21 protein-coding genes are annotated in these 23,017 nt (G+C 68.1%); 8 read left to right on the forward strand and 13 right to left on the reverse strand.

Annotation, left to right across the window (positions count from 1 at the left end; all coding sequences use genetic code 11):
- Nucleotides 1–6: 6 nt before the first annotated feature.
- The 5 genes from SLQ30_RS04300 to SLQ30_RS04320 all read left to right on the forward strand — a co-directional run bounded on the left by SLQ30_RS04300 (nt 7) and on the right by SLQ30_RS04320 (nt 4,401).
- Entirely contained in the window at nt 7–573 is a 567-nt protein-coding gene (locus SLQ30_RS04300) for a protein jag (protein WP_319448933.1), read from the forward strand.
- Between the two features lie 147 nt (nt 574–720).
- Complete coding sequence (gene rsmG, locus SLQ30_RS04305) at nt 721–1,422, forward strand: 16S rRNA (guanine(527)-N(7))-methyltransferase RsmG (RefSeq protein ID WP_319448932.1); 702 nt, start codon at nt 721–723, stop codon at nt 1,420–1,422.
- A complete protein-coding gene (locus tag SLQ30_RS04310; RefSeq protein ID WP_319448931.1) occupies nt 1,419–2,411 on the forward strand; it encodes a ParA family protein in 993 nt (330 codons plus the stop codon). The genes rsmG and SLQ30_RS04310 overlap by 4 nt, the downstream gene beginning before the upstream one ends.
- Nucleotides 2,408–3,403, forward strand: a complete 996-nt coding sequence (locus SLQ30_RS04315) for a ParB/RepB/Spo0J family partition protein (RefSeq protein WP_319448930.1) — start codon at nt 2,408–2,410, stop codon at nt 3,401–3,403. The genes SLQ30_RS04310 and SLQ30_RS04315 overlap by 4 nt, the downstream gene beginning before the upstream one ends.
- A gap of 245 nt (nt 3,404–3,648) precedes the next feature.
- Nucleotides 3,649–4,401: an acetyltransferase gene (locus SLQ30_RS04320; RefSeq protein WP_319448929.1), complete on the forward strand. Its 753-nt coding sequence runs from the start codon at nt 3,649–3,651 to the stop codon at nt 4,399–4,401.
- Nucleotides 4,402–4,406: 5 nt separating this feature from the next.
- Here SLQ30_RS04320 and SLQ30_RS04325 read toward each other — a convergent pair whose 3' ends face one another.
- From SLQ30_RS04325 to SLQ30_RS04360, 8 genes are all read right to left on the reverse strand, one after another.
- Nucleotides 4,407–5,603, reverse strand: coding sequence for an N-acetylmuramoyl-L-alanine amidase (locus tag SLQ30_RS04325; protein ID WP_319448928.1), 1,197 nt, complete (start codon nt 5,601–5,603; stop codon nt 4,407–4,409).
- Nucleotides 5,604–5,747: 144 nt separating this feature from the next.
- The gene (trxA, locus tag SLQ30_RS04330; RefSeq protein ID WP_319448927.1) at nt 5,748–6,080 is read right to left on the reverse strand and encodes a thioredoxin; all 333 of its coding nucleotides are present in this window, start codon (nt 6,078–6,080) and stop codon (nt 5,748–5,750) included.
- Between the two features lie 42 nt (nt 6,081–6,122).
- Nucleotides 6,123–7,061 (reverse strand): thioredoxin-disulfide reductase, encoded by a 939-nt coding sequence (trxB, locus tag SLQ30_RS04335; protein WP_319448926.1) that lies wholly within the window; start codon nt 7,059–7,061, stop codon nt 6,123–6,125.
- A 161-nt stretch (nt 7,062–7,222) separates the two neighbouring features.
- Nucleotides 7,223–8,056 (reverse strand): hypothetical protein, encoded by an 834-nt coding sequence (locus tag SLQ30_RS04340; protein WP_319448925.1) that lies wholly within the window; start codon nt 8,054–8,056, stop codon nt 7,223–7,225.
- Nucleotides 8,010–8,600 carry an RNA polymerase sigma factor SigM gene (gene sigM / locus SLQ30_RS04345; protein ID WP_319448924.1) on the reverse strand — a complete coding sequence of 197 codons (591 nt, stop codon included), beginning with the start codon at nt 8,598–8,600 and terminating at the stop codon, nt 8,010–8,012. The genes SLQ30_RS04340 and sigM overlap by 47 nt, the downstream gene beginning before the upstream one ends.
- Nucleotides 8,601–8,732: 132 nt before the next feature.
- Nucleotides 8,733–12,335, reverse strand: a complete 3,603-nt coding sequence (gene murJ, locus SLQ30_RS04350; RefSeq protein WP_319448923.1) for a murein biosynthesis integral membrane protein MurJ — start codon at nt 12,333–12,335, stop codon at nt 8,733–8,735.
- The gene (locus tag SLQ30_RS04355) at nt 12,332–14,749 is read right to left on the reverse strand and encodes a DUF6049 family protein (protein ID WP_319448922.1); all 2,418 of its coding nucleotides are present in this window, start codon (nt 14,747–14,749) and stop codon (nt 12,332–12,334) included. The genes murJ and SLQ30_RS04355 overlap by 4 nt, the downstream gene beginning before the upstream one ends.
- On the reverse strand, nt 14,746–15,543 hold the full coding sequence (locus SLQ30_RS04360) for an NUDIX hydrolase (protein WP_319448921.1): 798 nt from the start codon (nt 15,541–15,543) through the stop codon (nt 14,746–14,748). Before SLQ30_RS04360 ends, SLQ30_RS04355 begins: the two co-directional genes overlap by 4 nt.
- A gap of 134 nt (nt 15,544–15,677) precedes the next feature.
- On the opposite strand from SLQ30_RS04360, the gene SLQ30_RS04365 reads away from it, so the two are divergent.
- Together SLQ30_RS04365 and SLQ30_RS04370 are read left to right on the forward strand one after the other, a co-directional pair.
- Nucleotides 15,678–17,129, forward strand: a complete 1,452-nt coding sequence (locus SLQ30_RS04365; RefSeq protein WP_319448920.1) for a CCA tRNA nucleotidyltransferase — start codon at nt 15,678–15,680, stop codon at nt 17,127–17,129.
- 18 nt (nt 17,130–17,147) lie between these two features.
- The gene (locus SLQ30_RS04370; RefSeq protein ID WP_319448919.1) at nt 17,148–17,645 is read left to right on the forward strand and encodes a pullulanase; all 498 of its coding nucleotides are present in this window, start codon (nt 17,148–17,150) and stop codon (nt 17,643–17,645) included.
- On the opposite strand, the gene SLQ30_RS04375 is transcribed toward SLQ30_RS04370, so the two are convergent.
- A complete protein-coding gene (locus SLQ30_RS04375) occupies nt 17,642–18,418 on the reverse strand; it encodes a TIGR03084 family metal-binding protein (protein ID WP_319448918.1) in 777 nt (258 codons plus the stop codon). The genes SLQ30_RS04370 and SLQ30_RS04375 overlap by 4 nt on opposite strands.
- 9 nt (nt 18,419–18,427) lie before the next feature.
- Nucleotides 18,428–19,714 carry an MFS transporter gene (locus tag SLQ30_RS04380; RefSeq protein WP_319448917.1) on the reverse strand — a complete coding sequence of 429 codons (1,287 nt, stop codon included), beginning with the start codon at nt 19,712–19,714 and terminating at the stop codon, nt 18,428–18,430.
- Nucleotides 19,715–19,788: 74 nt separating this feature from the next.
- Between SLQ30_RS04380 and SLQ30_RS04385 the strand changes: the two genes are divergently transcribed.
- On the forward strand, nt 19,789–20,454 hold the full coding sequence (locus SLQ30_RS04385) for a YqgE/AlgH family protein (RefSeq protein ID WP_413467928.1): 666 nt from the start codon (nt 19,789–19,791) through the stop codon (nt 20,452–20,454).
- 45 nt (nt 20,455–20,499) lie between these two features.
- Here the strand turns inward: SLQ30_RS04385 and SLQ30_RS04390 are convergent, their stop codons facing one another.
- From SLQ30_RS04390 to SLQ30_RS04400, 3 genes are read right to left on the reverse strand one after another with little or no spacing between them, the layout of a single operon-like run.
- Nucleotides 20,500–21,468, reverse strand: coding sequence for a bile acid:sodium symporter family protein (locus tag SLQ30_RS04390; RefSeq protein ID WP_319448915.1), 969 nt, complete (start codon nt 21,466–21,468; stop codon nt 20,500–20,502).
- Nucleotides 21,469–21,495: 27 nt separating this feature from the next.
- Nucleotides 21,496–21,840, reverse strand: coding sequence for a hypothetical protein (locus SLQ30_RS04395; protein WP_319448914.1), 345 nt, complete (start codon nt 21,838–21,840; stop codon nt 21,496–21,498).
- A 34-nt stretch (nt 21,841–21,874) separates the two neighbouring features.
- A complete protein-coding gene (locus SLQ30_RS04400; protein WP_319448913.1) occupies nt 21,875–22,831 on the reverse strand; it encodes an LpqN/LpqT family lipoprotein in 957 nt (318 codons plus the stop codon).
- Nucleotides 22,832–23,017 lie beyond the last annotated feature (186 nt).

Genomic DNA, 23,017 nt, shown 5'->3' on the forward strand with positions numbered 1-23,017 from the left:
CGAAACATGACTGACGCCGATACGACCGAGCGCACCGCGACCGACGCCGAGGACACAGAGCAGGCGCCCGACGGCGTTGAGCCGCCTGCGCCGAAGAAGGCCGATTTAGAAGAGCGCTTGGTGGCGGAGGGTGAGATCGCCGGGGACTACCTCGAAGAGCTTCTGGACCTGTTGGACTTCGACGGTGACATCGATCTGGACGTCGAAGGCGATCGGGCCATCGTCAGCATCGACGGTGGAGAAGATCTGACCAAGTTGGTGGGACGCAAGGGCGAGGTGCTCGACGCGCTCCAGGAGTTGACCCGGCTCGCGGTTCACCAGAAGACGGGGGAGCGCAGCAGGCTGATGCTCGACATCTCAGGCTGGCGCCGTCGTCGCCGCGACGAGTTGGCAGCCCTCGGCGAGCAGATCGCTCGCCGGGTGTTGGAGAGCGGCGAGCGCGAAGAACTGACACCCATGACGCCGTTCGAACGGAAGATCGTGCACGACGCCGTAGCGGCGGTCGATGGAGTGCGTAGCGAGAGCGAGGGGGCCGAGCCATCCCGTCGCGTCGTCGTCCTCGTCGAGGGATAGTCCCGACCTGAGTTACACCCTTGTAGTTCTTACCTCGGCCGCCCGGCCGCGGATCCGGAGGATGTTTCACGTGAAACATAGCGAAGCTCCGAAACCGCCGCGGGCGGCCGTGGTCGTTTCTGTCGCGGGGCCAGAGCGGGCTCGAGGGTGTTTCACGTGAAACATGACGAAGCACCGGACCCGCCGCCGGCCGCCGCCACCGTCTTTGGGGAGCGGTTGGAACAGGCCCGCCGGTACGCAGAGCTGCTCGCCGGCCCCGGTGTCGAGCGCGGCCTCATCGGACCCCGCGAAGTCGATCGACTTTGGGATCGGCACCTACTGAACTGTGCGGCCGTGGCGGAACTAGTCGGCGACGGCGAACGCGTGGCGGATGTCGGCAGCGGTGCCGGCCTGCCGGGAATTCCGCTCGCGCTCGCACGCCCAGCCCTGCGGGTGACGCTCGTTGAACCGCTGCTGCGACGGGCCGACTTCCTGCGGGAAACGGTGGCGGAGCTAGGGCTGTCAGTAGTCGTCGTTCGGGGGCGCGCCGAGGATCGTGCGGTCCGGGACGAGCTGGGCGAGTTCGATGCGGTGACGTCCCGGGCGGTCGCGGCGTTGGACAAATTGGCGAATTGGTCGCTGCCGTTGTTGCGAGACGGGGGGCGGATGTTGGCGTTGAAAGGCGAACGCGCCGAAGAAGAAGTGGCCGAACATCGGCGAGCCTTGAGCTCATTAGGTGCCGTTGACGTGAAGGTGGTCAAATGTGGCGTGGACTATTTGAATCCGCCCGTCACCGTGGTCGTAGCACGACGCGGGGCGCGGGGGACAACAACGGATCGGCCAGTGCGGCCGCGGCGGAGGTCGCGATGACAGTGCCCCCGAAGCGGAACCGGGACGTGCCCGATCCCGTCGCGACGCCCAATGTTTCACGTGAAACATGGACACCCGATCCCGGTGATTCGTGGCGGCCCGACGACATCGCCGACACGCCAATCGGGGCCGAAGCCGAGCGCGCCGTCCGCGTGCTGCACGGCGCCAAGGGCCGGGGCCTACCGCGCCCGGGGCGGCAGCGCGTGTTCACGATTGCCAACCAGAAGGGCGGGGTCGGCAAGACGACGACGGCGGTGAACGTCGCCGCGGCGCTCGCGCTGCAAGGCTTGCGCGCTCTTGTGATCGACCTCGATCCGCAGGGGAACGCGAGCACCGCGCTCGGCATCGAGCATCGTCCGGGCACGCCATCCTCGTACGAGGTGCTGATCGGCGAGATGGAGTTGTCGGAGGCCATCCAACGCAGTCCGCACAATGAGCGACTGTTCTGCGTCCCCGCGACGATTGACCTCGCGGGCGCAGAGATCGAGTTGGTCAGCATGGTCGCCCGGGAAGGTCGGCTGCGGAATGCCTTGGCGACACTCAAGGAATTCGACTTCGACTACGTGTTCATCGACTGCCCGCCGTCCCTTGGTCTGCTCACGATCAATGCGCTCGTGGCAGCCCCGGAAGTTCTGATTCCGATTCAGTGCGAGTACTACGCGCTTGAGGGTGTCGGCCAGTTGCTCCGCAACATCGAGATGGTGAAGTCCCATCTCAATCCAAACCTCGAAGTCACCACCGTCATTTTGACGATGTACGACGGACGGACCAGGCTCGCCGATCAAGTTGCCGACGACGTCCGGACGCACTTCGGGGACAAGGTGTTGCGCACCGTCATTCCGCGCAGCGTCAAGGTCTCCGAGGCCCCGGGATACGGCATGACGATCTTGGATTACGACCCGGGATCGCGCGGAGCAATGAGCTATCTCGATGCCAGCCGCGAGCTGGCCGAACGCGGTGACCCCAAGGCGAAGAGGAGCCAAGCATGACGCAGCCTTCACGCAAACGGAGCGGCCTTGGGCGCGGACTCGCATCGCTCATTCCGACTGGTCCCGCCGACGGCGAGGCGGGGCAGCTCAGTCCAGGCATGGGCGCCGCAGCGGCCGATGTCGTGCTAGGTGGCGGCATCCCGACGCCGCACGTTCCCGTTTCCGATGTCGGCGCGGTGTATCGAGAGATCGCTCCGGCGTCCATCGAGCCCAACCCGAAGCAGCCGCGCCAGGTCTTCGACGGGGACGCGCTCAACGAGCTCGTGCACTCGATCCGCGAGTTCGGGCTCATGCAGCCGATCGTGGTTCGAGCGATCGACGCGGTCGACGGAGCCCCGCGCTACCAACTCGTCATGGGGGAGCGGCGGTGGCGTGCGGCCCAGCAGGCCGGCCTGGAGACCATCCCCGCCATCGTTCGGGAGACCGCCGACGAGAGCATGTTGCGCGACGCGCTTCTCGAGAACATCCACCGCGCGCAGCTCAATCCGTTGGAAGAGGCGGCGGCCTATCAACAGCTGCTCGACGAGTTCGGCGTCACTCACGATGAACTTGCCGCCCGCATCGGACGGTCGCGACCGGTGATCACCAACATGATCCGGCTGATGAGATTGCCGATCGCCGTCCAACGTCGGGTGGCTGCCGGCGTGCTTTCCGCCGGACATGCCCGTGCGGTGCTCGCGCTCGAGGGCGGACCGGACAAGCAGGAGGAGTTGGCGGCGCGCATCGTTGCCGAGGGACTCTCGGTGCGCGCGACGGAGGAAGCGGTGACGCTCGCCAACCGGGAGGACGCTGGTCCCGCGACGCCGACCAACCCACGCCGCAAGCCGATTCAGATGCCGGGCCTGCAGGACGTTGCTGAGCGGCTGTCTTCGGCCTTCGATACTCGGGTATCGGTGAGCCTTGGCAAACGAAAAGGCAAGATCGTGGTGGAGTTCGGTTCGGTTGATGATCTGCGACGGATAGTGGACCTAATGAACGCAACGAAGGCGTGACCCACCACACCGCGTAATTACGTCACTGTGACACGAAACCGCACAGCAAGCTCGGCATGGCGTGAACGAAGAGGAAACATTCAGTGCAGCAATGGAATTGGGCCTCAGGTGCGCGGTGATGACTGTTTGCGCAAAGATTCCTGCACCGCGGTGAACAGAGGTGCCGAAAAGCGGCCGGCAACGGCGCGCGCTCCTATCCTTGAGGCACAGCCATCGGTAGCACCGATCGAAAACCAGGGAAGCTAGTGTCAGCTCGAATTACGCCGCTGCGACTCCAAGCATTTGAGCAGCTGCCCAAGCACGCGCGGCGATGTGTGTTCTGGGAGCTCGATCCGTCGACGCTGCAGGGTCCCGGCGACAGGCAAGACCATCTGGCAGATCCCGAGTTCGAGAAGGAAGCTTGGCTGTCGATGGTGATGTTGGAGTGGGGTTCCTGCGGGCAGGTTGCCGTGCAGTGCGGCCCCGGCGACGAAGCACTCACCGCCGAAGCCGACGACGATGCGCCCTGCCTCGGGTATGCGTTCTACGCCCCGCCGCGAGCGGTGCCGCGCGCCCGACTGTTCCCGACCGGACCAGTGAGTGCCGACGCGGTGCTGCTGACGTCGTTGGGTGTCGAGTCAGACGCGGACGGACTGGCCCACAATCTGATGACGTCGGTCGTGGGGGATCTGGTTCGCCGCGGTGTGCGGGCATTGGAAGCATTCGGCCGCACCGCCGAGGCATCGGAACTGTCCAAGCCGCAAGCGGTTCCGATGGAACTGCGCTCGGCCGTGGAGGCGCTCGGAGACTGTTCGGTGGAGCAGTGCGTCATCGACGCGGACTTCCTCATCGACGGTGGCTTCACCGTGGTTGCGCCCCATCGGTACTTTCCGCGACTGCGCCTTGAGCTCGAGCAAGGTCTGAGCTGGAAGGCGGGCGTCGAGGCGGCCTTGGAGCGGCTACTCGCGAGCGCGCAGTTGGAGCAGCCGGTGGGCGCGGGCGCGGCACCCTGCGGTTGAGCGGACTAGGCCTGTGCGGCGCGGCCGGCCTGTTCGACCGTGCGCTCGTGCGCCAACAGTTCAGCAAAGGTGAATGTGCCCGTCGGGCGGTCGTTCTTGCCGAGCAGGTAGAGCCGTTTCACCGCCGCCAGGATGCCCTCGGCGAGCGAGTCCCTGACCTGGCTGGACACCAGTAGCTCACGGTCGCGAAGATTGGTGATGTATCCGACGTCGACCTGGACGGTGGGCATCCGAGTGAGCCGAAGCAGATCCCAGGTGCGGCCGTGCGTACGGCAGTCGCGTAACCCGGTGCGTGCCACCAATTCTCGCTGGACGAAGTCGGCCAGATTGCGGCCGATGGTGGACACCGAACCGTGCGAGTTTCCAAAGTAGAAGGACGCCACGCCGTTGGCCGCGCCCCCAGGTAGCGTGCCGCACCGCAGGCTGATCATCAGATCGGCGCCGACGGTATTGGCTGTCTCGGCGCGCTCGGCATCGGCGGGACTTCGCCCGACGGGGCGGGACAGGAATGTCTCCATGCCGATGGCGGTCATGCGCCCCTCGAGCCGACTGGCCAAGTCCCACAACATGTCTGCTTCGCTGATCGGACCGGACGGACCGTTCACGATGAGCCCGCCGTCGTCTCCGCCGCGGCCCGGATCGATGATCACCCGCTTGCCGGAAAGGCGCGGTCCGGAGCGCCGCACCAGCTCCTCCTCACGGATCGCATGCAGGGATCCGCCGGTGACCCGGGAACCAAGAAAGTACAAGGAGCGCAACGTTTCCGGGCCGCAGATGCCGTCGGGGTACAGCCCGTACTCGCGCTGGTAGGACATCAACCCGTTGTGCGTCTGCAGCCCGAAGTGACCGTCGACCAATCCGGTGTAGAAGCCGAGATCCTGCAGGCGGGCCTGCAACGTGGCTACGTCGTCGCCGTACATCGGCGCCCCGAATTGGTGTGCCAGGGTGCGTGCCCCCAGCCGGTAGGAAGCCTCGCGCAACGCGCGGTAGGTGGCCTCTCCAACGATGCCGTCGACGAGCAAGCCTCGGTGCTGTTGAAACGCACGGACGGACTGGTCGAGTTCGTCGTCGAACGCATCGAGCGCGACATGCCGACCCGTGGTCAGGTCGTCCTCCGGGTCGCCCATCAGCCCTAACGCAGACAATGCCGCCCGAATCTCGGTGACCGCGCCTCCGCGGTCGCCGCGACGCAGAATCGACATAACAGGCCTCTCGGTGACCGGCGCCGAGCGGCGCGCGGCATTGACAGTGTCAGGACAAGCTAGCCAGCATTGTCGCAGACGACGCCGAAAATACAGAAACCCCAGCGCGTCCGAGAGTCGTCCACAAGAGGACGATCTAGACCGTCAGACGTGGTCAGCGAGCTCGCGCAGAAGCGCGGCCTTGCCCTTGGCTCCCACGATGCGCGTCACCGGCTTGCCGTCCTTGAAGAGGATCATCGTCGGAATCGACACCACCTGGAAGTCGCGCGCCGTCGCGGGGTTGGAATCCACGTCGAGCTTCGCCACGGTCAGCGTGCCCGCCTTCTCGGTGGCGATCTCTTCGAGCACCGGGGCGATCATCTTGCACGGGCCGCACCAGGTTGCCCAGAAGTCGACCAGCACCGGGGTGGAGCTGGACAGTACGTCCGCGGAGAAGGAGTCGTCGGTTACGGCGACCGTTGCGTGGGTGTCACTCATGGGTGCTCCTGTCGTGGATTTCTCGGGAAAACTGTGCACGAATCATTCGTGGTCGGACAGCCAGCGCTCGACGTCGATGGCCGCCGCGCAACCGCTGCCGGCGGCGGTGATGGCCTGACGGTACGTGTGGTCGACCAGGTCACCGGAGGCGAACACACCATCGACCGAGGTCTTGGTGCTACGCCCCTGCACGGCGACGTAGCCCTCGGCGTCGAGTTCGATCTGACCCTTGACCAGGCTCGAGCGGGGGTCGTGGCCGATGGCGACGAACACACCGGTCACGGCCAGCTTCGACTCCTCACCGGTCACGCGATCGATCAGCCGCAGTCCGCTGACCTTCGGGTCGCCCTCGACCTCGGCGACCTCCGTGTTGAGCACAAACGTGATCTTCTCGTTCGCACGCGCCCGCTCGAGCATGATCTTGGAGGCGCGGAACTCTTCGCGCCGGTGGATGAGCGTGACACTGCTCGCGAACTTGGTCAGGAAGATGGCCTCCTCCATCGCGGAGTCACCGCCACCGACGACGGCGATGTCCTGGTCGCGGAAGAAGAATCCGTCGCACGTCGCACAGGTGCTGACGCCGAGGCCGGTCAGCGCGTCCTCACCGGGTACGCCGAGGTGCCTGGCTGCGGCGCCCATCGCGAGGATCAACGAGCGGGCCTGGTAGATGTCGTCACCGACAGTGACGGTCTTGACGAGGCCGTCCAGGGACACCTCGTCGACGTCGTCCATGCGGAGGTCTGCGCCGAAGCGCAGCGCCTGCTCACGCATCTCGTCCATCAGCTCCGGGCCGGTGATGCCGTCACGGAAGCCGGGGTAGTTTTCCACCTCGGTGGTGGTCATCAACGCGCCACCGAACTGCACGCCTTCGAACACAAGGGGCTTCAGTTGAGCGCGGGCGGCATAAACGGCCGCCGTATAGCCGGCCGGTCCCGAGCCAATGATGATCACGTCATGGACCGTCGTGGGAGTGGAGGTCATGTCCGCCTTTCTGCCATTCGCGTCAGCACGCATATAACACCAGCGTAGGCGGGGCTGTTCCCCACCGGGCGGGATGGTGGGGGAGAGCGGGGCGGGATGGTGGGGGAGAGCCGGGCGGGATGGTGGGGGAGAGCCGGGCGAGATGGTGGGGGAGAGCCGCGTCAGGGCCGGTTCAGTGCCGTGTCGGCAAGCAGCCCCGTGTCGGCCGAACTGCAGTTGGGTCGCACGACCAGAGCGTTGACGGCCTTCTGTGCGGCGCCAGGAACCAGCAGCACGACCAGGGACTGACCGCCGGCATGGATTCGCTTTGCGCCGAGCACTGGAGTCGAGGTCGGGTAGCCCAGGCCGGACAGGCAAGAGCTCCTGCGCTGCGGATCGGTGAGCGGCCCGAGGTCGGGTGGCCGACCGAGCAGCGCGACGAGCTCGGGCGCCGACAGCGGAAAGCCACTCGGTGGCGGCGAGACGGTCAGCTTCTCGGCGGTGGGCCCGTCCGAGTACGTCGGCCCTACCGGACGGAACAGTATGGCGGTCCCGATGCCGACGGCGGCGAACGCGGCGAGGGCTCCGACGACGGCCACGACCACCCTGAGCTGTATCCGGACCCCGCGGACGGCGTGTCCAGCAGCGCGCGAGCCGGCCTCGTCGGGTGCGCGCAACGCGGCGGCGACGCGCTCGGTGACCGCGGCAGGCACCTCGGGGGCCGACTGCGCATCGGCGCCAAGCAGGGCCAGCTCACGCCGGACTCGGTCGAGTGCGCCCAGTTGGCGGGCTAGCGCCCGATCGTCGCGAACCCGTTGGCGCACGTGCGCGGCGGTTTCGTCGTCAAGCAGGCCGGCCTGCAGATCGGCGAGCACGCCGAGGGTGATCGGTGCGTCGGGATCGAGCCCAGGACGGGGGAATTCCGCGGGATCGCTTGCACCGCCGTCCACCGGCTCCTCCTGATCGGGCTCACCCCGCTCCGCCAAAGAGGTCGGCGGCGGCGGCGTCGTGGACAAGGTACTCCAACCCCTTGGCGAGTTTGGCCCGTGCTCGCGAGCAGCGACTCTTGACGGTGCCCTCGGGGATTCCGAGGAGCCGGGCGGTCTCGGCCACCGAGTACCCCTGCATATCGACGGCCACCACGACCGCGCGTTGCTCGATGGGGAGTTGCATCAGCGCCCGTTCGACGACGAGTGCGGTGTCGATGCGGGGCGTCGGATCGCTGCCCGAGCCGACGGCGTGCTCCAACGCGGATGTCGGATGAGTCTTGTTGCGGCGCAGCCGATCGAGGCATGCATTGACGACGATGCGGTACAGCCAGCTGCTGACCGACGCGTCGGATCGAAACGTTGGCGCGTTGCGATGTGCCGACAACATCGCGTCCTGGAGTGCATCGGCGGCGTCGTCGCGGTTGCGGCTGGTGATGTGCGCGAGCCGATACAGCTGCCGATGGTGACGGTGGAACAGCGCCTCGAACGCATACTGGTCGCCCGCGACGTGCGCCCGCAGCAACTCCTCATCCGACTGGCTTGGATCAGCGTGCCCCCGATTGCTTCCCACAGCCGAACGATAATGAGCTCACAGCGCACTCCTAGACACCAATTTTGCCCGCTAGGTCAGACAATGCCGGTGACCTGCGCAGACGGCGGTGTCGAGGCCGCCGAAGAGCTGGGGACAGAGCCGGCTGAGCGCTCAGGAGGTGGACTTGAGCGTGATGTCGGAGATCGCCGTCTCGCTCTTTCCGTCGACGTTGCCTAGCGTCGTGATCCACACCAGCACATACGACGTGGGTTGCGCATTGTCGATGGTGATGGTGTTCGGACCCGTCTTCATGGGCGCCGGCTGCGTCATGGCGGTGGTGTCCTCCAACGACGCGGGAGTGGCCGAGTTGGCAGACCGAAGCTGGATGAACGTGCCCGTGCTGTTGAGGTCGAGTGACACCGACGCGAGCGTGGTGGGCTGCGGCAACTGCAGGATGAGGCCGACCCCGCTCTTGAAGCCGGGGAACGGCACCGGATCGCTATACGTGTCCGTCTGCCACACCGTCGCCGAGTTGCCGTCGATGGCGTTGGCGGCCTGACCCGGGTTGTCCGCCTCGCCACCAGGCGAGAACACCACGGCCTTAACGGGTTTCACAACGCCGGTGTTCGCATTGGACCCGGACCCGGCGCCGGCGCTACTGGACGGAGCATTGAGGCCGAGTTCGTCCTTGTCGAGCGACCCGCCGACGTCGCCGAAGATATTGCTGAGCACCGACGCCAGTACGACGAGCGCGACGACGATGATCGCACCGCCTACGGAGAGCCCGATGATGAGCGCCTTACGCTTGCGGGCCTGTTCGTCGGGGTCGGAGGTGGGGGTTGCGCGGAAGCGTTCCGGCGGGTGGTCGGGCTCGTCGATCGGCGCGATGAGCTCGGTGCGGTCGGCGACGGCGGTGGCCTGTTGCAACAGATTGAGCAGCGTGGGAGCGCTCCGGATACCGCCGTTGTCCTGGACGGCCCGCGCGGCCGCCGCAGAGATCTGGAAGGGGATGGATCGGTCGACGGAGCGCGGCTCGACCGGCTGGCCTGCCGCGTCCAGGTCCGCGGCTTCCATGCCGCTGCGGACCCCGGACTCGGGTAGCGGCCAGCGGTTGATCAGAAGTGCGTACAGCGCGGCGCCGATGCCCTTGATGTCGTCTTCCGGGGTGGCCGTCGAGAGGGTGGCAGGGAACGCAAGTGCGACGTCACCGTCGACGCTGACCCGCACCCGGCCGGGATGGTCGATCGACAGGGCGACACCGGACCGGTGCGCGGCCTCTGCGGCGGCGGCGAGCGATTGAATCGCGCGGGCGCCACCGATGGCCGACGGGGCGGTCTCCGCGACCTCGGCCAGCGATCCGCCACGGATCCACTCAGACACGATCAGTCCGCCCGACCCGGTGTGCGCAACGTCGAGCACCCTGGCGATGCCGGGCTGCTCGATACGGCTCAACTTCATTGTGCGGGCCAGGATTTCGGCGAGTTCGTGCTCGGGCAACACGGCATCGGGGTCGACGAAAGTCAGCGCGACCTGCCGGTCGTAGGAGATGTCCATGGCATGCCAGAACTGCAGGTGCGGCGGCCCGCCGTGAAAGACAAGCAACCGGTAGCGGCCACCGGCGATGGTGGCACCGGGGATCAGGTGGACGTCATCGTCTTGCGTGGCCGTCTCGAGCGGAGGCTCGTGCGGCACGTCGAACGCCAACGCTTCGCGGGCGGGGTCGGCGCCATAGTCGGAGGGCGGACGATCGGCCACCGGATGCGACGGCTCGTCGGGCACGTCGGGGCGGAAGTCGTCGGCGGCCGGGGGGCGAGGGACGTCGTTGGCTGGGGGACGAGGCAGGTCGGCGGCGGGCGAACGTGGGACGTCGGCAGCCGGGGGACGGGGGATCCTGGTAGTCGCGCCGCTCTCGGATCCAGGCCCGCTTGCGGAGTCGTCGGTCACCGCTGGCCCCTTCCGCATCATCACCTCGGCAACCTCTGCCGGAGTGTCGCGCCGCTCGACCGCCGGACGTTGCCGCAGGTATAGCGGACGCGTGATGTCATCAGCGTACGGCAGGGGCGGCAGGCCAGGAGGCCTGTCGGAGACTCCCATCGGTTGGGCCGTCACGGAGTGGGTTCCGGCCCCGCGAGCGAATCGCCGCCGAACGGCCTCCACCGCGGCGTGCGCGTCGGGGACCCGCGCGGCCCACAGCACCGCCCCGACGATGGGCAGCATGATCAACCCGATCACCAGCAGCCGTAGCACCGAACCACCGCCGCCGAACCGCGTCGTCAGCGTCTCGAGCCCGAATAACCTGTCCACGACATACGCGGCCAGCCCCGCCGCCAGCGAACCGGAAATGGTCACCAGGATCGTGCGAATGACCGATAGCTCGATGAGCCTGCCGCCGGGTGGCTTGAGGACGGCGCGCAGGACGACGTGGCCGACGACGGCCCCGGCCAGGAAGCCCAGTCCGTTCGCCAGGCCCAGGTAGCCCGCAACGAGTTCGGGGTCGTCGGTGAGGTGCGGAGCAACCAGAGAGCACGCGATCTTGACGATGGTGATGACGACGATCAGTGCGATCGGGGTCCACGGTTGTTCGCGGGCGTAGAAGACCCGCAACTGCAGCAGCACCAACGCGTACGGGATCAAGGTGAACGCCGACAGCGAGATCGCGGTGCCGAGATAGCCGGCGTCGACCGCGCCGAAGTTGCCGTAGGCGAACAGCGCGCTGCCAATCGCGGGGCCGCCGACGGTCATGAACGCGACGATCGGGATCAGCGTGATCATCGTCAGGCGCGTCGCCAACGCCAGGTCGGCCAGTACCGCCGGGGTGTCGTCGGCGGCGGCGTTGCGTGACAGCCTCGGCATCACCACGGTCAGCACCGTCACGCCGATCATGCCGAACGGCAGCATCAGCACAAGCCACGTGTAGTTGTAGATGGCCGGCCCGGAAGCCGCTGCGGTACTTGCGATTTGGTTGCCGACGATCAGCCCGGCCTGACTGATCAGCACGTAGAGCACCATCGCGGCGGCCATGGCACCGAACTTCTTCAGCCGGTCGTCGAGCCCCCACAGCGGGCGCAGGCTGATCCGCTCGCGGCGAATCGCGACCAGCAGCACCGCGGCCTGTGCGAACACGCCAAGCGTGGTGCCGAGGCCGAGCACCAGCAGCTTGGCATTGCCCATCTCGACCGGATTCACGGAGAGCTCGCCCGGCACGGCCAGGTAGACCAGCAGCGTCCCGATGGCCACCACGTTGTTGAGCACCGGCGCCCAGGCCGGCGGCCCGAACACGTTGCGTGTGTTGAGGATGGCCATGAACACCGACGACAGCCCGTAGAAGATGACCTGCGGCAGCAACAGATAGGCGAACGCCGTGGTCAACGACCGGTTCACCAACGGGTCGTCGCCGAGCATGAGCCGCACCAGCAGCGGCGCGGATGCCACCGAAATCACGGTGGCGACGAGCAGCAGCACCGTCGCCAACGTGACGAGCCGACGGACGAACGCCGTTCCGCCGTCGGGATCGTCGCGCTCGGCGCGCGCCAGCACGGGCACGAAGATGGCCGTGAACGTCGCCTCGAGCACCAACGCGGCCACCAGGTTCGGCAGCTGATTGGCAATCGAGAACGCACTCGACAGCGCCGCACCGAGGATCGCCGCTAGCAGGACGATACGGATGAACCCCGTGATCCGGCTGATCAGCGTGGCGAACGCCATGCCCCAGGACCGCGACACCACCGCAGCGTCGGAGAGTTGTTGCGGTCCGGGTCGCCCGGTCGCGTTCACGAGTCGTCCGGGGCGTGGGCGATGGCGGTGTCAAGCGGATCGGGGGGAGCGGGCGGATCAGCCGAACCCGACGTGTTGCGCGGACTCGGCCGGTCCAGATCAGCGCGGTCGGGCTGGCCGCGGAACCGATGCCACAACCGTCGCCCGGCGAGTAGCACCAGCACTGCGCCCGCCGACAGCGTGATGAAGAAGAGCACCTTCCCGTACGCGTTGGAGTGCACCGAGAGGCGAACCGGATCGCCGAGCGGCAGCCCGTCGGCGGTGCGCAGTGACACGTCCACGGCCACGCGTTGGGTGAAGTGCACTTCGATCGGGACCCGTAGCGGGAGGAAGCCCGGCGGCAACTCGAGCTCGCCCATGTCGGTCACCGTCATCCCCGGCGGGGCGTCGATCGCGAGTCGCACCCGGATCGGGACAGGCAGATCGTTGCGCAGCGCCAACGGCAACGGGCTGCGCTCGGTCGCCAAAGTGTAGGAACCGCCGGGGTTGACGACGGTGACCGCGTGGAACAGATCGTTGACGGTCGCGGAGGTCGTGTGAATTCGTTGCTCCGCCAACCCGTTTCGCGTGTCGGCCGGTACCGACTGGCTCAGCGCGCGCAGCATGTCCTCGCGTAGCGGCGCCGTGTACTGAGTACCGGTCAGCCCGGTGCGGGGGTCGACGGTGAGCGCCGCCGTCAGCCCCCAGAGCCGGCCGGTCGTGCCTGCGATGTCGCTGACGATGCCGTCGCTGAAGCGTGCGTTCGGGTTGCTGGAGGGTTCGTCGGGCGGCGGCACGACGTCCCGCGGGGGCACCGCGGTGCTCTCGGCGATGACTGCCGTCAGCGGCCGCGGCATCGCCAGCCCGGCGTGTATCGACGTCGCCACCGCGGTCAAAATCGCCTGGGCGTCGTCCGGTGCCAAGTCCCACATCAGCGGCGGCATCAGCAGCTGCGTGCGCGGCTCAGCATCCGGGCTCAGCCCGCGCCACAGAGTGGCGGCCACCGCGTCCTGTCTGCGCGCGACGTCGGAGTCGTGCTTGACGGGGACGGCGAGCGCCGAGGGCAGATACGTCGGCACCGTCGGCTTGCTGCCAGCGCCTGCGAGGGCCGCCCCGACGGTTGGGTCGAACGGCGCCGCGACCACTTCAGGGCTGTACCGATGGGTGGCCGCGTCGATGAGTGGAGGCCCGCCCCTCGCGGAGTCCTGTTCGGTGACCTCGCCCGCGCCGATCGCGACAGTCTGGCCCTGCGCGGACTGCTGAGAGAGCAGGTCGACGACCGGACCGCTCAGCGTTCCGTCGCCGAGCAGCGTGGCACCGCGGACCGACTTGATGCCAAGGATCTGATCCACGATGTCCGCGGGGTCGTTCGTCGCGATGGAGCCCAAGCCGGGGTCGCCCACGCGCTGGAGTGCCGACAGGTCGGCCTGCGCATAGACGGTCGGTGTCACGCACATCCGCTGCGCCAACGCCCTGAGCCGGTTCATCCAGCCGATGGCCGCCTCCTGCCCGGTGCCAGGATGCGACGGCGAGCCGAGCCCACCGGCGGGATCGTCGTTGACCACGTAACCGGGCGTCATCGCGTTGACGGTGACCAGCAGGTCGGGGTCGACCGCCAGACACATGGCGCTGCGGACCTCGCCTCCGGGGTCGACGGGCGCGCTGGTTGCGAAGTCCGCCGCGGCCAGCAGCGTGTCCAGCCGACCGCCGCTGGCCAGCGACGTGGCCAGGTCGTCGTCGGTCAGTCGGACCGGAGTGGTCCCACCTGGCACCCCGGCGGCCAGCCGAGGCCTGTCGGCCAGCGGCCAGAGCATCGTCACGCGTGTCGGCTGAGAGGTGTCGGGCGCAACGACCGCCGAGACGGGATCACCACCTGCCTTGAGCGGGTCGGGCGGCACGCCCAGCACAGGCAGCAGGAAGCGGGCGTCGTCCAGCCGGGCCGGCGCACCGTAGTCAGGCGTCCCGTTGACGTTGACGAGCATGGGGTAGACGCCGGGCTCCGCGATGTTCAACGACGGCCGGTCCTGCGAACGCACGGGATACGACAACGCGAACGGGAGCTTCTGACCCTGACCCAGTTCTGGCGTCATCGTGATGAAGTCTGCGACCGCCTCGTACTGGTCGACCGGACCCGTCAGGTTGGTGCGCAGTCCGGCAGGCGTCGTGACGGCGGGGGCGTGTTCGAGGCGGATGATCACGTCGCGCACCGGTCGGTCGCCGACGTTGGTCACGGTGCCTGTGACGGTGACGACGGACTCGCTCGTCGTGGTGACGACGTCCGGGGTGACCCGGTCGATGCTGAGTTGGAGGAAGGGTGCGGCCCCGGGTTCGCCTGCGGCCGCAGGTCCCGCGCCTGGCACGGCAATCAACGTGACAAGTGCGACGGCGGCCAACACGCGCAACCCGGCTGCCCAAACCGTCGGTCGACGCCTCATGGGCCTTGGCCGCGACCGTTCGCCCGTCGCCCGGGCTGGGGTGGTGCGGAGTCGTCGGGCCGCCGGTTGCGGGTGTGGGAGTGCGTCTGTGGGCGCCGCCGTGGCGAGGTCTGCGGCAGCGGAGGCAGCGCGCTGGTGCCGCCCTCGTGAAGCTTGTCGATCAACTCGTCGGCCACTTCCGCGAGCTTGCGTTCGTCGGCGTACGCCAACCGCGAGGGGAGATCGCGCAGTGGTACCCAGGCCACCTCGCTGACCTCGACGTCCTCGTCGGAGAGCTCACCACCTAGGAATCGCATCAGGTAATGGTGCACGGTCTTGTGGACGCGGCGCCCCTCAGTGACGAACCAGTAGTCGATGCTGCCGAGCGCGGCCAGTACGTCGCCCTGGATGCCGGTCTCCTCCGCGACTTCGCGGATGGCCGTCTGCTCGGCTGTCTCGCCGAGTTCGATGTGTCCCTTCGGCAGCGACCAGAGCACGCGGCCACGGCGATCCGTGCGTCCGATGAGGGCCGCCACCTGGCCGTCCTTGGGGCCGTCGAGACCGTCGATGACGAGTCCACCTGCAGACGTCTCATGGACGGTGCGAAGGCGGGTCGGCGCCTGGCGTCCCGGTCGTGGACGGGGGATCGGTGTGGTGGGAGGGCCTGCGCCGTCCTCGCCTGAGCCTGCCGCGACGGGGTGGTCGCCGTTGACGGAGTTCGGGTTCTGCAGGCCTGCCTCGGGCGGACCGGCGGAGCGTCGGCCGCGGCGCCGTCCCCGGCGCCGTCTTGGTTTGGCCCGTTCGCCCTCCGACACCCAAGCGATAGTAGCTGCCACTCGCGTTTCTCCCGCCTTCGCACTGGCCGCGACGCACTACCTATGCCGAGTCGTTACGGTGCTGTGAGCCCAGCGGACACAGCGCTGGACGGCTGATGGAAAGATCAGCGCACGTGCCGAACGACTCCCATGCCGATGCCGCGCAGTTGGCCGCGGCCGCGGTGGCGCTCAACCAGCACGCACCCGTGCTCGGAGAACTCGGTCGTTTGTTTGCCGATGCGGGTCATGAGCTGTACCTCGTCGGGGGCAGTGTGCGCGACGCACTGCTCGGCCGGCTGGGCACGGACCTCGATTTCACCACCGACGCGCGGCCCGCGCGCATCCAGCAGATCCTCGGCTCTTGGGCTGACGCGCTGTGGGACACCGGTATCGAGTTCGGCACCGTCAGCGCCTCCAAGCGCGGTGACCACCTCGAGCTCACGACGTTCCGCGCCGACTCCTACGACGGCGTGACGCGCAACCCGGAGGTCCGGTTCGGGGATTCGCTCGAGGCCGACCTGGTGCGCCGCGACTTCCGGGTGAACGCCATGGCGGTGCGCATCGTGGCGACCGGATTCGACGAATTCCTCGACCCGCTGGGCGGTTTGGCGGATCTCGCGGCCGGCGTGCTGGACACCCCGGCCGCGCCGGAGGTGTCATTCGGCGACGACCCACTGCGCATGCTGCGGGCAGCGCGGTTCGTCGCCCAACTCGGGTTCACGGTTGCGCCGCGGGTACGTGAGGCGCTGGAGCGCATGGCACCGGAACTCGGCCGCATCACCGCCGAACGGGTGGCAGCCGAGCTGGACAAGCTGTTGCTCGGCTCCGACCCGGTCGCCGGGCTGGATCTGTTGGTGCAGACGGGGCTCGGTGCGGTGGTGTTGCCGGAGGTGGGCGCCATGCGCATGGCCATCGACGAGCACCACCAACACAAGGACGTCTACCAACATTCGCTGACGGTGCTGCGGCAGGCGATCGATCTGGAGGAGCCGCTTCCTCAGGGCGGCCCGGATCTGGTGCTGCGCTGGGCGGCACTGCTGCACGACATCGGGAAACCGTCGACCCGTAAGCACGAGGCCGACGGAGGGGTGAGTTTTCATCACCACGAGGTCGTCGGCGCGAAGATGACCCGCCAGCGGATGCGCGAGCTGAAGTACTCCAAGCAGATGGTCAGCGACGTGTCACAGCTGGTCTATCTACACCTGCGCTTCCACGGCTACGGCGAGGGCAGGTGGACGGATTCCGCGGTCCGAAGGTACGTGACCGACGCTGGCCCGTTGCTGGCCAGGCTGCACAAGCTGGTCAGGGCGGACTGCACCACCCGCAACCGGCGGCGGGCGCAGCGGTTGCAGGCCGACTACGACGACCTGGAGCATCGCATCGCCGACCTGGCCGCCAGGGAGGACCTGGCCAACGTGCGGCCTGACCTCGACGGCAACGAGATCATGAAGCTACTCGGCATTCCCGCGGGTCCTCAGGTAGGCGAGGCGTGGAAGTTTCTGAAGGAGCTTCGGATGGAGCGGGGACCGCTGAGCCACGACGACGCCATCGCCGAACTCTTGAGTTGGTGGAACGCCAGGAGCTAGCCGCGCGTCAAAGCAGGTATGGATTACTGCCTTGGTAATGGAAGTGGCGACGCGGGCATCTGGTCGGCAGAGCTGGATCTAGACACCGACGGCGACGGGGACTTCGACGCCGTCGCGCTCGACTTCGACGGGGACGGCCGCATCGACGACGCCATCGCCGATCTCGACGGTGACGGGCACGCCGACCACGTGCTGCTGGACCTCGACGACGACGGACTCGATGAGGCGATCTTCACCGACGACGGCTCGGGGACGTGGGCGGTCAGCGTGGAGCGGGGCGGGCAGCTGAGGTGGTTCGGATTGGACGGCGTCGAGTCGACCGGTGGCCCGGTAGTGGACTTCGACGGCGATGGCGTCTCCGACGACCGGCTGATGGATGCGAACCGCGACGGCTTGGCCGACCGGGTGCTGACGGGCGAACAGGCCTACGTCGACACCGACGGCGACGGACGTTGGGACGTCAAGCTTTCCGATTCCGATTCCGACGGTGCGGCCGACGCGGCTAGCGCCGTCTAGCTGCGCCCGGAGCCGGGTGGCCCCGCGAACGCCTGCGCGATGGTCAGCCAGCGTTGCGCGTCGGGGCCAACGGCCGTCACATCCAGTTCGGCGTGGGGGCGGCGCTGTGTCACCAGCATGCAGAAGTCCTCCGCGGACCCCGTCACGCGTTGCGCCGCGTCGGAGGGACCCCACGACCACGCCGCGCCGTCCGGGGCCTGCAGCTCGACCAGAAATGGCTCCGCGGGCGCGGGCAGCCCGTTCACCGCGAAGGCGAAATCCCTTGTGCGGACACCGATGTGGGCGATCGACTTCAAACCGGGACTGGGCGCCCGCTTCATCCCGAGCGCATCGGCCACATCCAGGCCGTGGGCCCACGTTTCCATCAGCCGCGCGGTCGCCATGGACGCCGCGCTCATCGGCGGGCCGAACCACGGCAGCTTGCGGCCGGCTTCCACGCGCAACAGTTCCTGGTGCAGCTGCGTGCGCGTCTGCCGCCACGCGGCGAGCAGTTGCGCCGGTGGGGTGACGGAGAGTTCCTCGGCCCCGTCGTCGACGAAACCGGTCGGGTTCTTGGCGGCCAAGGTGAGCAATTCGGCGAAGCCGGCTTCATCGGTGACCGCGACGACGGCTACCCGGTCGGTCCAGTGCAGGTGCGCGATCTGGTGGGCGATGGTCCAGCCGGGCGCGGGCGTCGCAGTCTGCCAACCCCGTTCCGGCAAGGCGGCGACGAGCGCATCCAGTTGGTCGCTCTCCGCAGCAAGCTCGGCCACGATCGACTCGGCACCAGCCATGGCGTCACCCTAGCGGGGCTTAGGAAGCGCGCGTCGGCCGACCGAAGCGTGCGCGGCGAGCCCGACGAGGTAGACGATGCCACCGGCGATGACCAACGGCGGGCTGTGCCCGTCCGCTGGTATCACGGCCGCACACGCGGTGACCGAGCCGACGAAGGCCAGCCAGAACACCGAATCCTGAACGGTGAAGACGTGACCGCGAAGAGCGTCGTCGACGTCGAGCTGCATCGCCGAGTCTGCACACAGCTTCACCACCTGGCCGGCGGCGCCGAGCAGGAATCCGCAGGTGACCATGACGGGAAGTTCGAGCCCGGCCGCGGCGAGTTGGATGAACGCGGCCAGCACCAACGCGACATTCACGGTCGCGTACCTGCCCCAGCGCCGCACCGCGGCCGGGGTGAGGAAGTTCGCAATGAACGCACCGGTCCCGGCGCCCGCGGCGAAGAGCGCGGCCACGCCAAGACCCGCGACGCTGGCCGAGCCGGTGTGCCGGAGCAGCACCAAGATCAGGAGCGTGTTGATGCCGAACACGATGCGGTGCGCGACGACACCCGACAGGGTCGCCGCCACGGTCCGCACGCCGAGCGCCGTCCGCAGCCCGTAGCCCCAGCCGGTGGCCACCGCGTATGCCACCGAACCGTGCACGGCCCGGGCTGTGTCGTCGGGTCCGAGCACGTGGGGGGCGAACCGCACGGACAGGAACCACGCCAGCGCTACCGGCGCCGCGGCAAGGAAGATGACTGTCGCAGAGCCACTGTCGCCCGCTCCGAACAGCCAGCGCGGCACCAACATGAAGATCGCCCCGATGAACAGCGCCCCCGCCCCGGTGGCGTTCTGCACCGAGTTCATCTCGACCACCTGATCGCGGTGCACGACGTGCGGCAGTGCCGCCGACAGTCCGGAGGACACGAATCGGGTGAAGCCGTTGACGACCAACGCCCCGAGCAGGATCCACCGGTCGCCGGCCCCGAACGACAGCAGCAGTGCCACCGCGACCATCAACACCAGCCGGGCCAGGTTGGCGCCGATCATCACGCCGCGCCGGTCCCATCTGTCGAGCAGCGCCCCGGCGAACGGGCCGAGCAGCGAATAGGGCAGGTACAGCACTGCGAACGAGCCGGCGATCTCCCACGGACTGGTGGCCCGATCGGGATTGAAGAGCAACGCGCCCACCAGTCCGCCCTGGAACAGCCCGTCGCCCAGTGAACTCACGGCGCGCAGTTCCAGCAGTCTGCGGAATTCGGGCAGCGCACGGATCGACCGCCACAGGGCGATGGGGGCGCGGGGGCCGGCCACTTGGGGTCCGCTCTCGTTCGAGGGTGCGTCGCGTTGACGGGGAACCCGACCCAGCCTACAAATATCGGCAAAACATGCCGGCTTGGCCGCGCCTGTTCGCGACGACGGATGCACCCTGGTGTCATTATGGACGGGTGGCGCATTCAGACGACCCGGAGGACTACATCGCTCCTGCCACGCACCGGGTACGCGCGGGCACGCTGCTGTTGGCCAACACCGATCTGTTGGAGCCCACGTTTCGTCGCAGCGTCATCTACATCGTCGAGCACAACGACGGCGGCACCCTTGGCGTGGTGCTGAACCGGGCCAGTGAGACGGCCGTCTACAACGTGCTGCCGCAGTGGGCGAAGCTGGCCAGCAAGCCGAAGACGATGTTCATCGGTGGGCCCGTGAAGCGGGATGCGGCGCTGTGCCTGGCCACGGTTCGGGTGGGCGTCGACCCCAACCAGGTGCCCGGGTTGCGACACGTCCAGGGCCGGATCGCGATGGTCGACCTCGATGCCGAACCCGAGTCGATCGCGCCTGCCGTCGAAGGGCTCCGCATCTATGCGGGTTACTCAGGTTGGACCATCGGCCAGCTCGACGGCGAGATCGAACGCGACGACTGGATCGTGTTGTCGGCCATGCCATCCGACGTGCTCGTCGAGCCGCGGGTAGATCTGTGGGCGCGGGTGTTGCGCAGGCAACCCTTGCCGCTGTCCAAACTGGCGACCCACCCGATCGACGTTAGCCGCAACTAGCTCACGACCCTCTGGTCATCGCGCCGACTTCTGCACAGTGGTCGCTCACTGAGGGCTCCGCGACATCTTCGCTGCGATCGCCGCGCACACGATCAGCTGAAGCTGGTGAAAGATGATGAGCGGCAACATGATCAACCCGGCCCCCGAACCGAACAAGACGAGCGTCATGGGCAGCCCGGACGCCAGGCTCTTCTTCGAACCGCAGAACAGCAACACAATCGTGTCGGCCCGGTTCAGCCGGACGAGCCGGGCGGTCCCGACCGTCACTCCGATCATGATCGCCAACAGCACCGCGCACACCGCCACGACCGCGAGCAGTCGCCACACGCTGACCGTGCCCCAGACGTGCTCGGTCATGCTCAGCGAGAACGCGGTGAAGACCACCAACAGGATCGAGCCGCGGTCGAAGGTCTTCGTCACCACCGGGTGGCGTTCGACCCAGCCTGCGAGCCAAGGCCGCAGCAGTTGCCCGACGACGAACGGCAACAACAACTGAGCCACGATGTCGAGCACTGCCGTGCCGTCGACGCGTGGCGCGCTGCCGGTGTGCACCAGTAGCACCATCAGCAATGGGGTGAGTACCACGCCGAGCATGTTCGACACGGTGGCGCTGACGATCGCCGCGGGCACGTTGCCGTGAGCGATAGAGGTGAATGCAATGGACGACTGCACCGTCGACGGGACGAGGCACAGCACCAGCACACCGGTGTACAGGCCGGGGGTGAGCACCGAGGGGACAAGCGCACCGGCGGCAAGGCCCAGCAGCGGGAAGGCCACGAACGTCGCCGCGAGCACCAGCAGATGTAGCCGCCAATGGCGCAGCCCGTGCCACGCCTCGGTGGGCGAGAGCCGGACCCCGTACAGCGCGAACAGCAGCGCGATCGCGACCTTGGTGGCGACGGCGAGCGCATCGCCGAACGATCCCGAGGCAGGAAACAGCGCGGCGAGTCCCACCACGGTGAACAGGGCGAGCAGGAATGGGTCCGCGGGCAACCGCGTTAGTCGGCCGGGCATGGAATCCGCGGGCGTCGGTCAGTCAGGTCAGTGGCAGGACAACGTGCAGGAGGCGCACGCGCCGGAGCCGGAGCAGCTGGCCGCCGCCTCCCGTTGCGCCACGATTCTGGCGTTCTGGTAGCAACCGGCCGCGACCGTACCGACCGCGCCGACTACGCACACCACCAGCATCAGGACGCCGGTGTGCGGCGGAGCGGCCAAGGCCACTGCGCCACCGGCTGCCAGCATCACGGCGGCCGCGAGTTGGGTCGGCGCGACGGCGCGCAACACCTGGCCGACGGGATCGCCCGCACGCGGCCGCGTCAGGGACCAGAGCCCCAGAGCAGCGGTCACGGCCGCAGCGCAGAGACTCAGCACGGCAGCGATCAGCATGCGGCTCACAATACTGAGCCGCCCGCGGTCCGTCTTACCGCGGTAAGGCCACCACCTGATTGAGCGGCTGGCCGACGCCCGCGGCGGCTGCGGCGGTGGCCGGCGGTCCGGCAGCAGGTGCTGCCGGCGCGGGGGGCGCGGGGGGCGCGGGGGGCGCGGGGGGCACAGCCCCCGGCACGCTGACCCTGAACCCGTTGACGATGGCGTCGGTGGCGGCGCCCGCGGCCACCGAGACGGTGGCGCTGGTGGTCACCGACAGTGTCACCAGGTACTTGTCCGGGCCGACCGTCGCCAGGACGTGCCTGCGGGAGCTGTTGAGCGTCAGGTTGTTCTGGCGGTAGGTGCCCTCGATGATCGACGACGGCATGCCGCCGAAGTCGCTGAGCGAACCATCGGTGGGGCGCCAGGCGGCCTCTTGCTGGCTGTCGATCAACCCGTGGCTGATGGCTTCCTTCGGGTCGAAGTCACCGTGCAACTTGTAGACGACCAGCGCGGCGTTGGAGGTGTACAGCCCGTCGCCCGCTCCGGCGCGGTCGGCGAGGACGGCGAAGGCGTCGGGCACGTTCGGATCGGGCACCTGCGTCCAGCCGGCAGGCATCGGAAGCACGATGTTGAGCGCCTTGAAGTCGGCGACCTTCTGCGGCTCGAGCGTCACGTTCTTGCTCTTCAGGAAGTCGACGATCGTGACCGACGAGGCCGGCACGATCGTCGAAGGCGCAGGAGCGGGTACGGCAGGTACGGCTGGTGCGGCCACGTTCAGCCCGGCAGGTTGTGGCACGCCCGCGGCGGGTGCCGTGGCGAGTTGGCCCGGCGCTTGCGGCATCCCGGCCTGGACGGTGACGGTCTGCGTGACGGTGGCGGGGGCGGGCAGCGGAGGCTGGGGCAGGCCAGGTTCGGCCGAGGCAGTGGTACCCGCGAAGCCGACGACGCACGCCACCCCCGCGGCCATACCTCCTGCTAGAAGTCCCCAACGGCGGGTGGTCTGGAACATCTGTCGGCGGTCCTTCCGAGCTCTCGGGGTGGATTGCGGGCTCATGTGCCCTTGCTCAGGCGCCGACTGTATCCACGGTGAACTCCTCGCCACTAGGCCCGGGGACGACCTGCAACCATGCGCTGACCGGTCTGCAACGGAACCGAGACCAAGACGGGGCCGACGTCGGCGATTCGGCGCCCGAGA

Source organism: Mycobacterium sp. RTGN4 (genome assembly GCF_033804635.1).
Lineage (GTDB): Bacteria > Actinomycetota > Actinomycetes > Mycobacteriales > Mycobacteriaceae > Mycobacterium.

Excerpts from the sequence above, each read along its gene's own strand:
- SLQ30_RS04300 (WP_319448933.1), top strand. The coding sequence starts at position 7 with ATGACTGACGCCGATACGACCGAGCGCACCGCGACCGACGCCGAGGAC.
- SLQ30_RS04310 (WP_319448931.1), top strand. The coding sequence starts at position 1,419 with ATGACAGTGCCCCCGAAGCGGAACCGGGACGTGCCCGATCCCGTCGCG.
- SLQ30_RS04315 (WP_319448930.1), top strand. The coding sequence starts at position 2,408 with ATGACGCAGCCTTCACGCAAACGGAGCGGCCTTGGGCGCGGACTCGCA.
- SLQ30_RS04325 (WP_319448928.1), bottom strand. The coding sequence starts at position 5,603 with ATGTCGATTCTGCGTCGCGGCGACCGCGGAGGCGCGGTCACCGAGATT.
- trxA (WP_319448927.1), bottom strand. The coding sequence starts at position 6,080 with ATGAGTGACACCCACGCAACGGTCGCCGTAACCGACGACTCCTTCTCC.
- trxB (WP_319448926.1), bottom strand. The coding sequence starts at position 7,061 with ATGACCTCCACTCCCACGACGGTCCATGACGTGATCATCATTGGCTCG.
- SLQ30_RS04355 (WP_319448922.1), bottom strand. The coding sequence starts at position 14,749 with ATGAGGCGTCGACCGACGGTTTGGGCAGCCGGGTTGCGCGTGTTGGCC.
- SLQ30_RS04370 (WP_319448919.1), top strand. The coding sequence starts at position 17,148 with ATGGATTACTGCCTTGGTAATGGAAGTGGCGACGCGGGCATCTGGTCG.
- SLQ30_RS04375 (WP_319448918.1), bottom strand. The coding sequence starts at position 18,418 with ATGGCTGGTGCCGAGTCGATCGTGGCCGAGCTTGCTGCGGAGAGCGAC.
- SLQ30_RS04385 (WP_413467928.1), top strand. The coding sequence starts at position 19,789 with ATGCCGGCTTGGCCGCGCCTGTTCGCGACGACGGATGCACCCTGGTGT.
- SLQ30_RS04390 (WP_319448915.1), bottom strand. The coding sequence starts at position 21,468 with ATGCCCGGCCGACTAACGCGGTTGCCCGCGGACCCATTCCTGCTCGCC.
- SLQ30_RS04395 (WP_319448914.1), bottom strand. The coding sequence starts at position 21,840 with ATGCTGATCGCTGCCGTGCTGAGTCTCTGCGCTGCGGCCGTGACCGCT.
- SLQ30_RS04400 (WP_319448913.1), bottom strand. The coding sequence starts at position 22,831 with ATGTTCCAGACCACCCGCCGTTGGGGACTTCTAGCAGGAGGTATGGCC.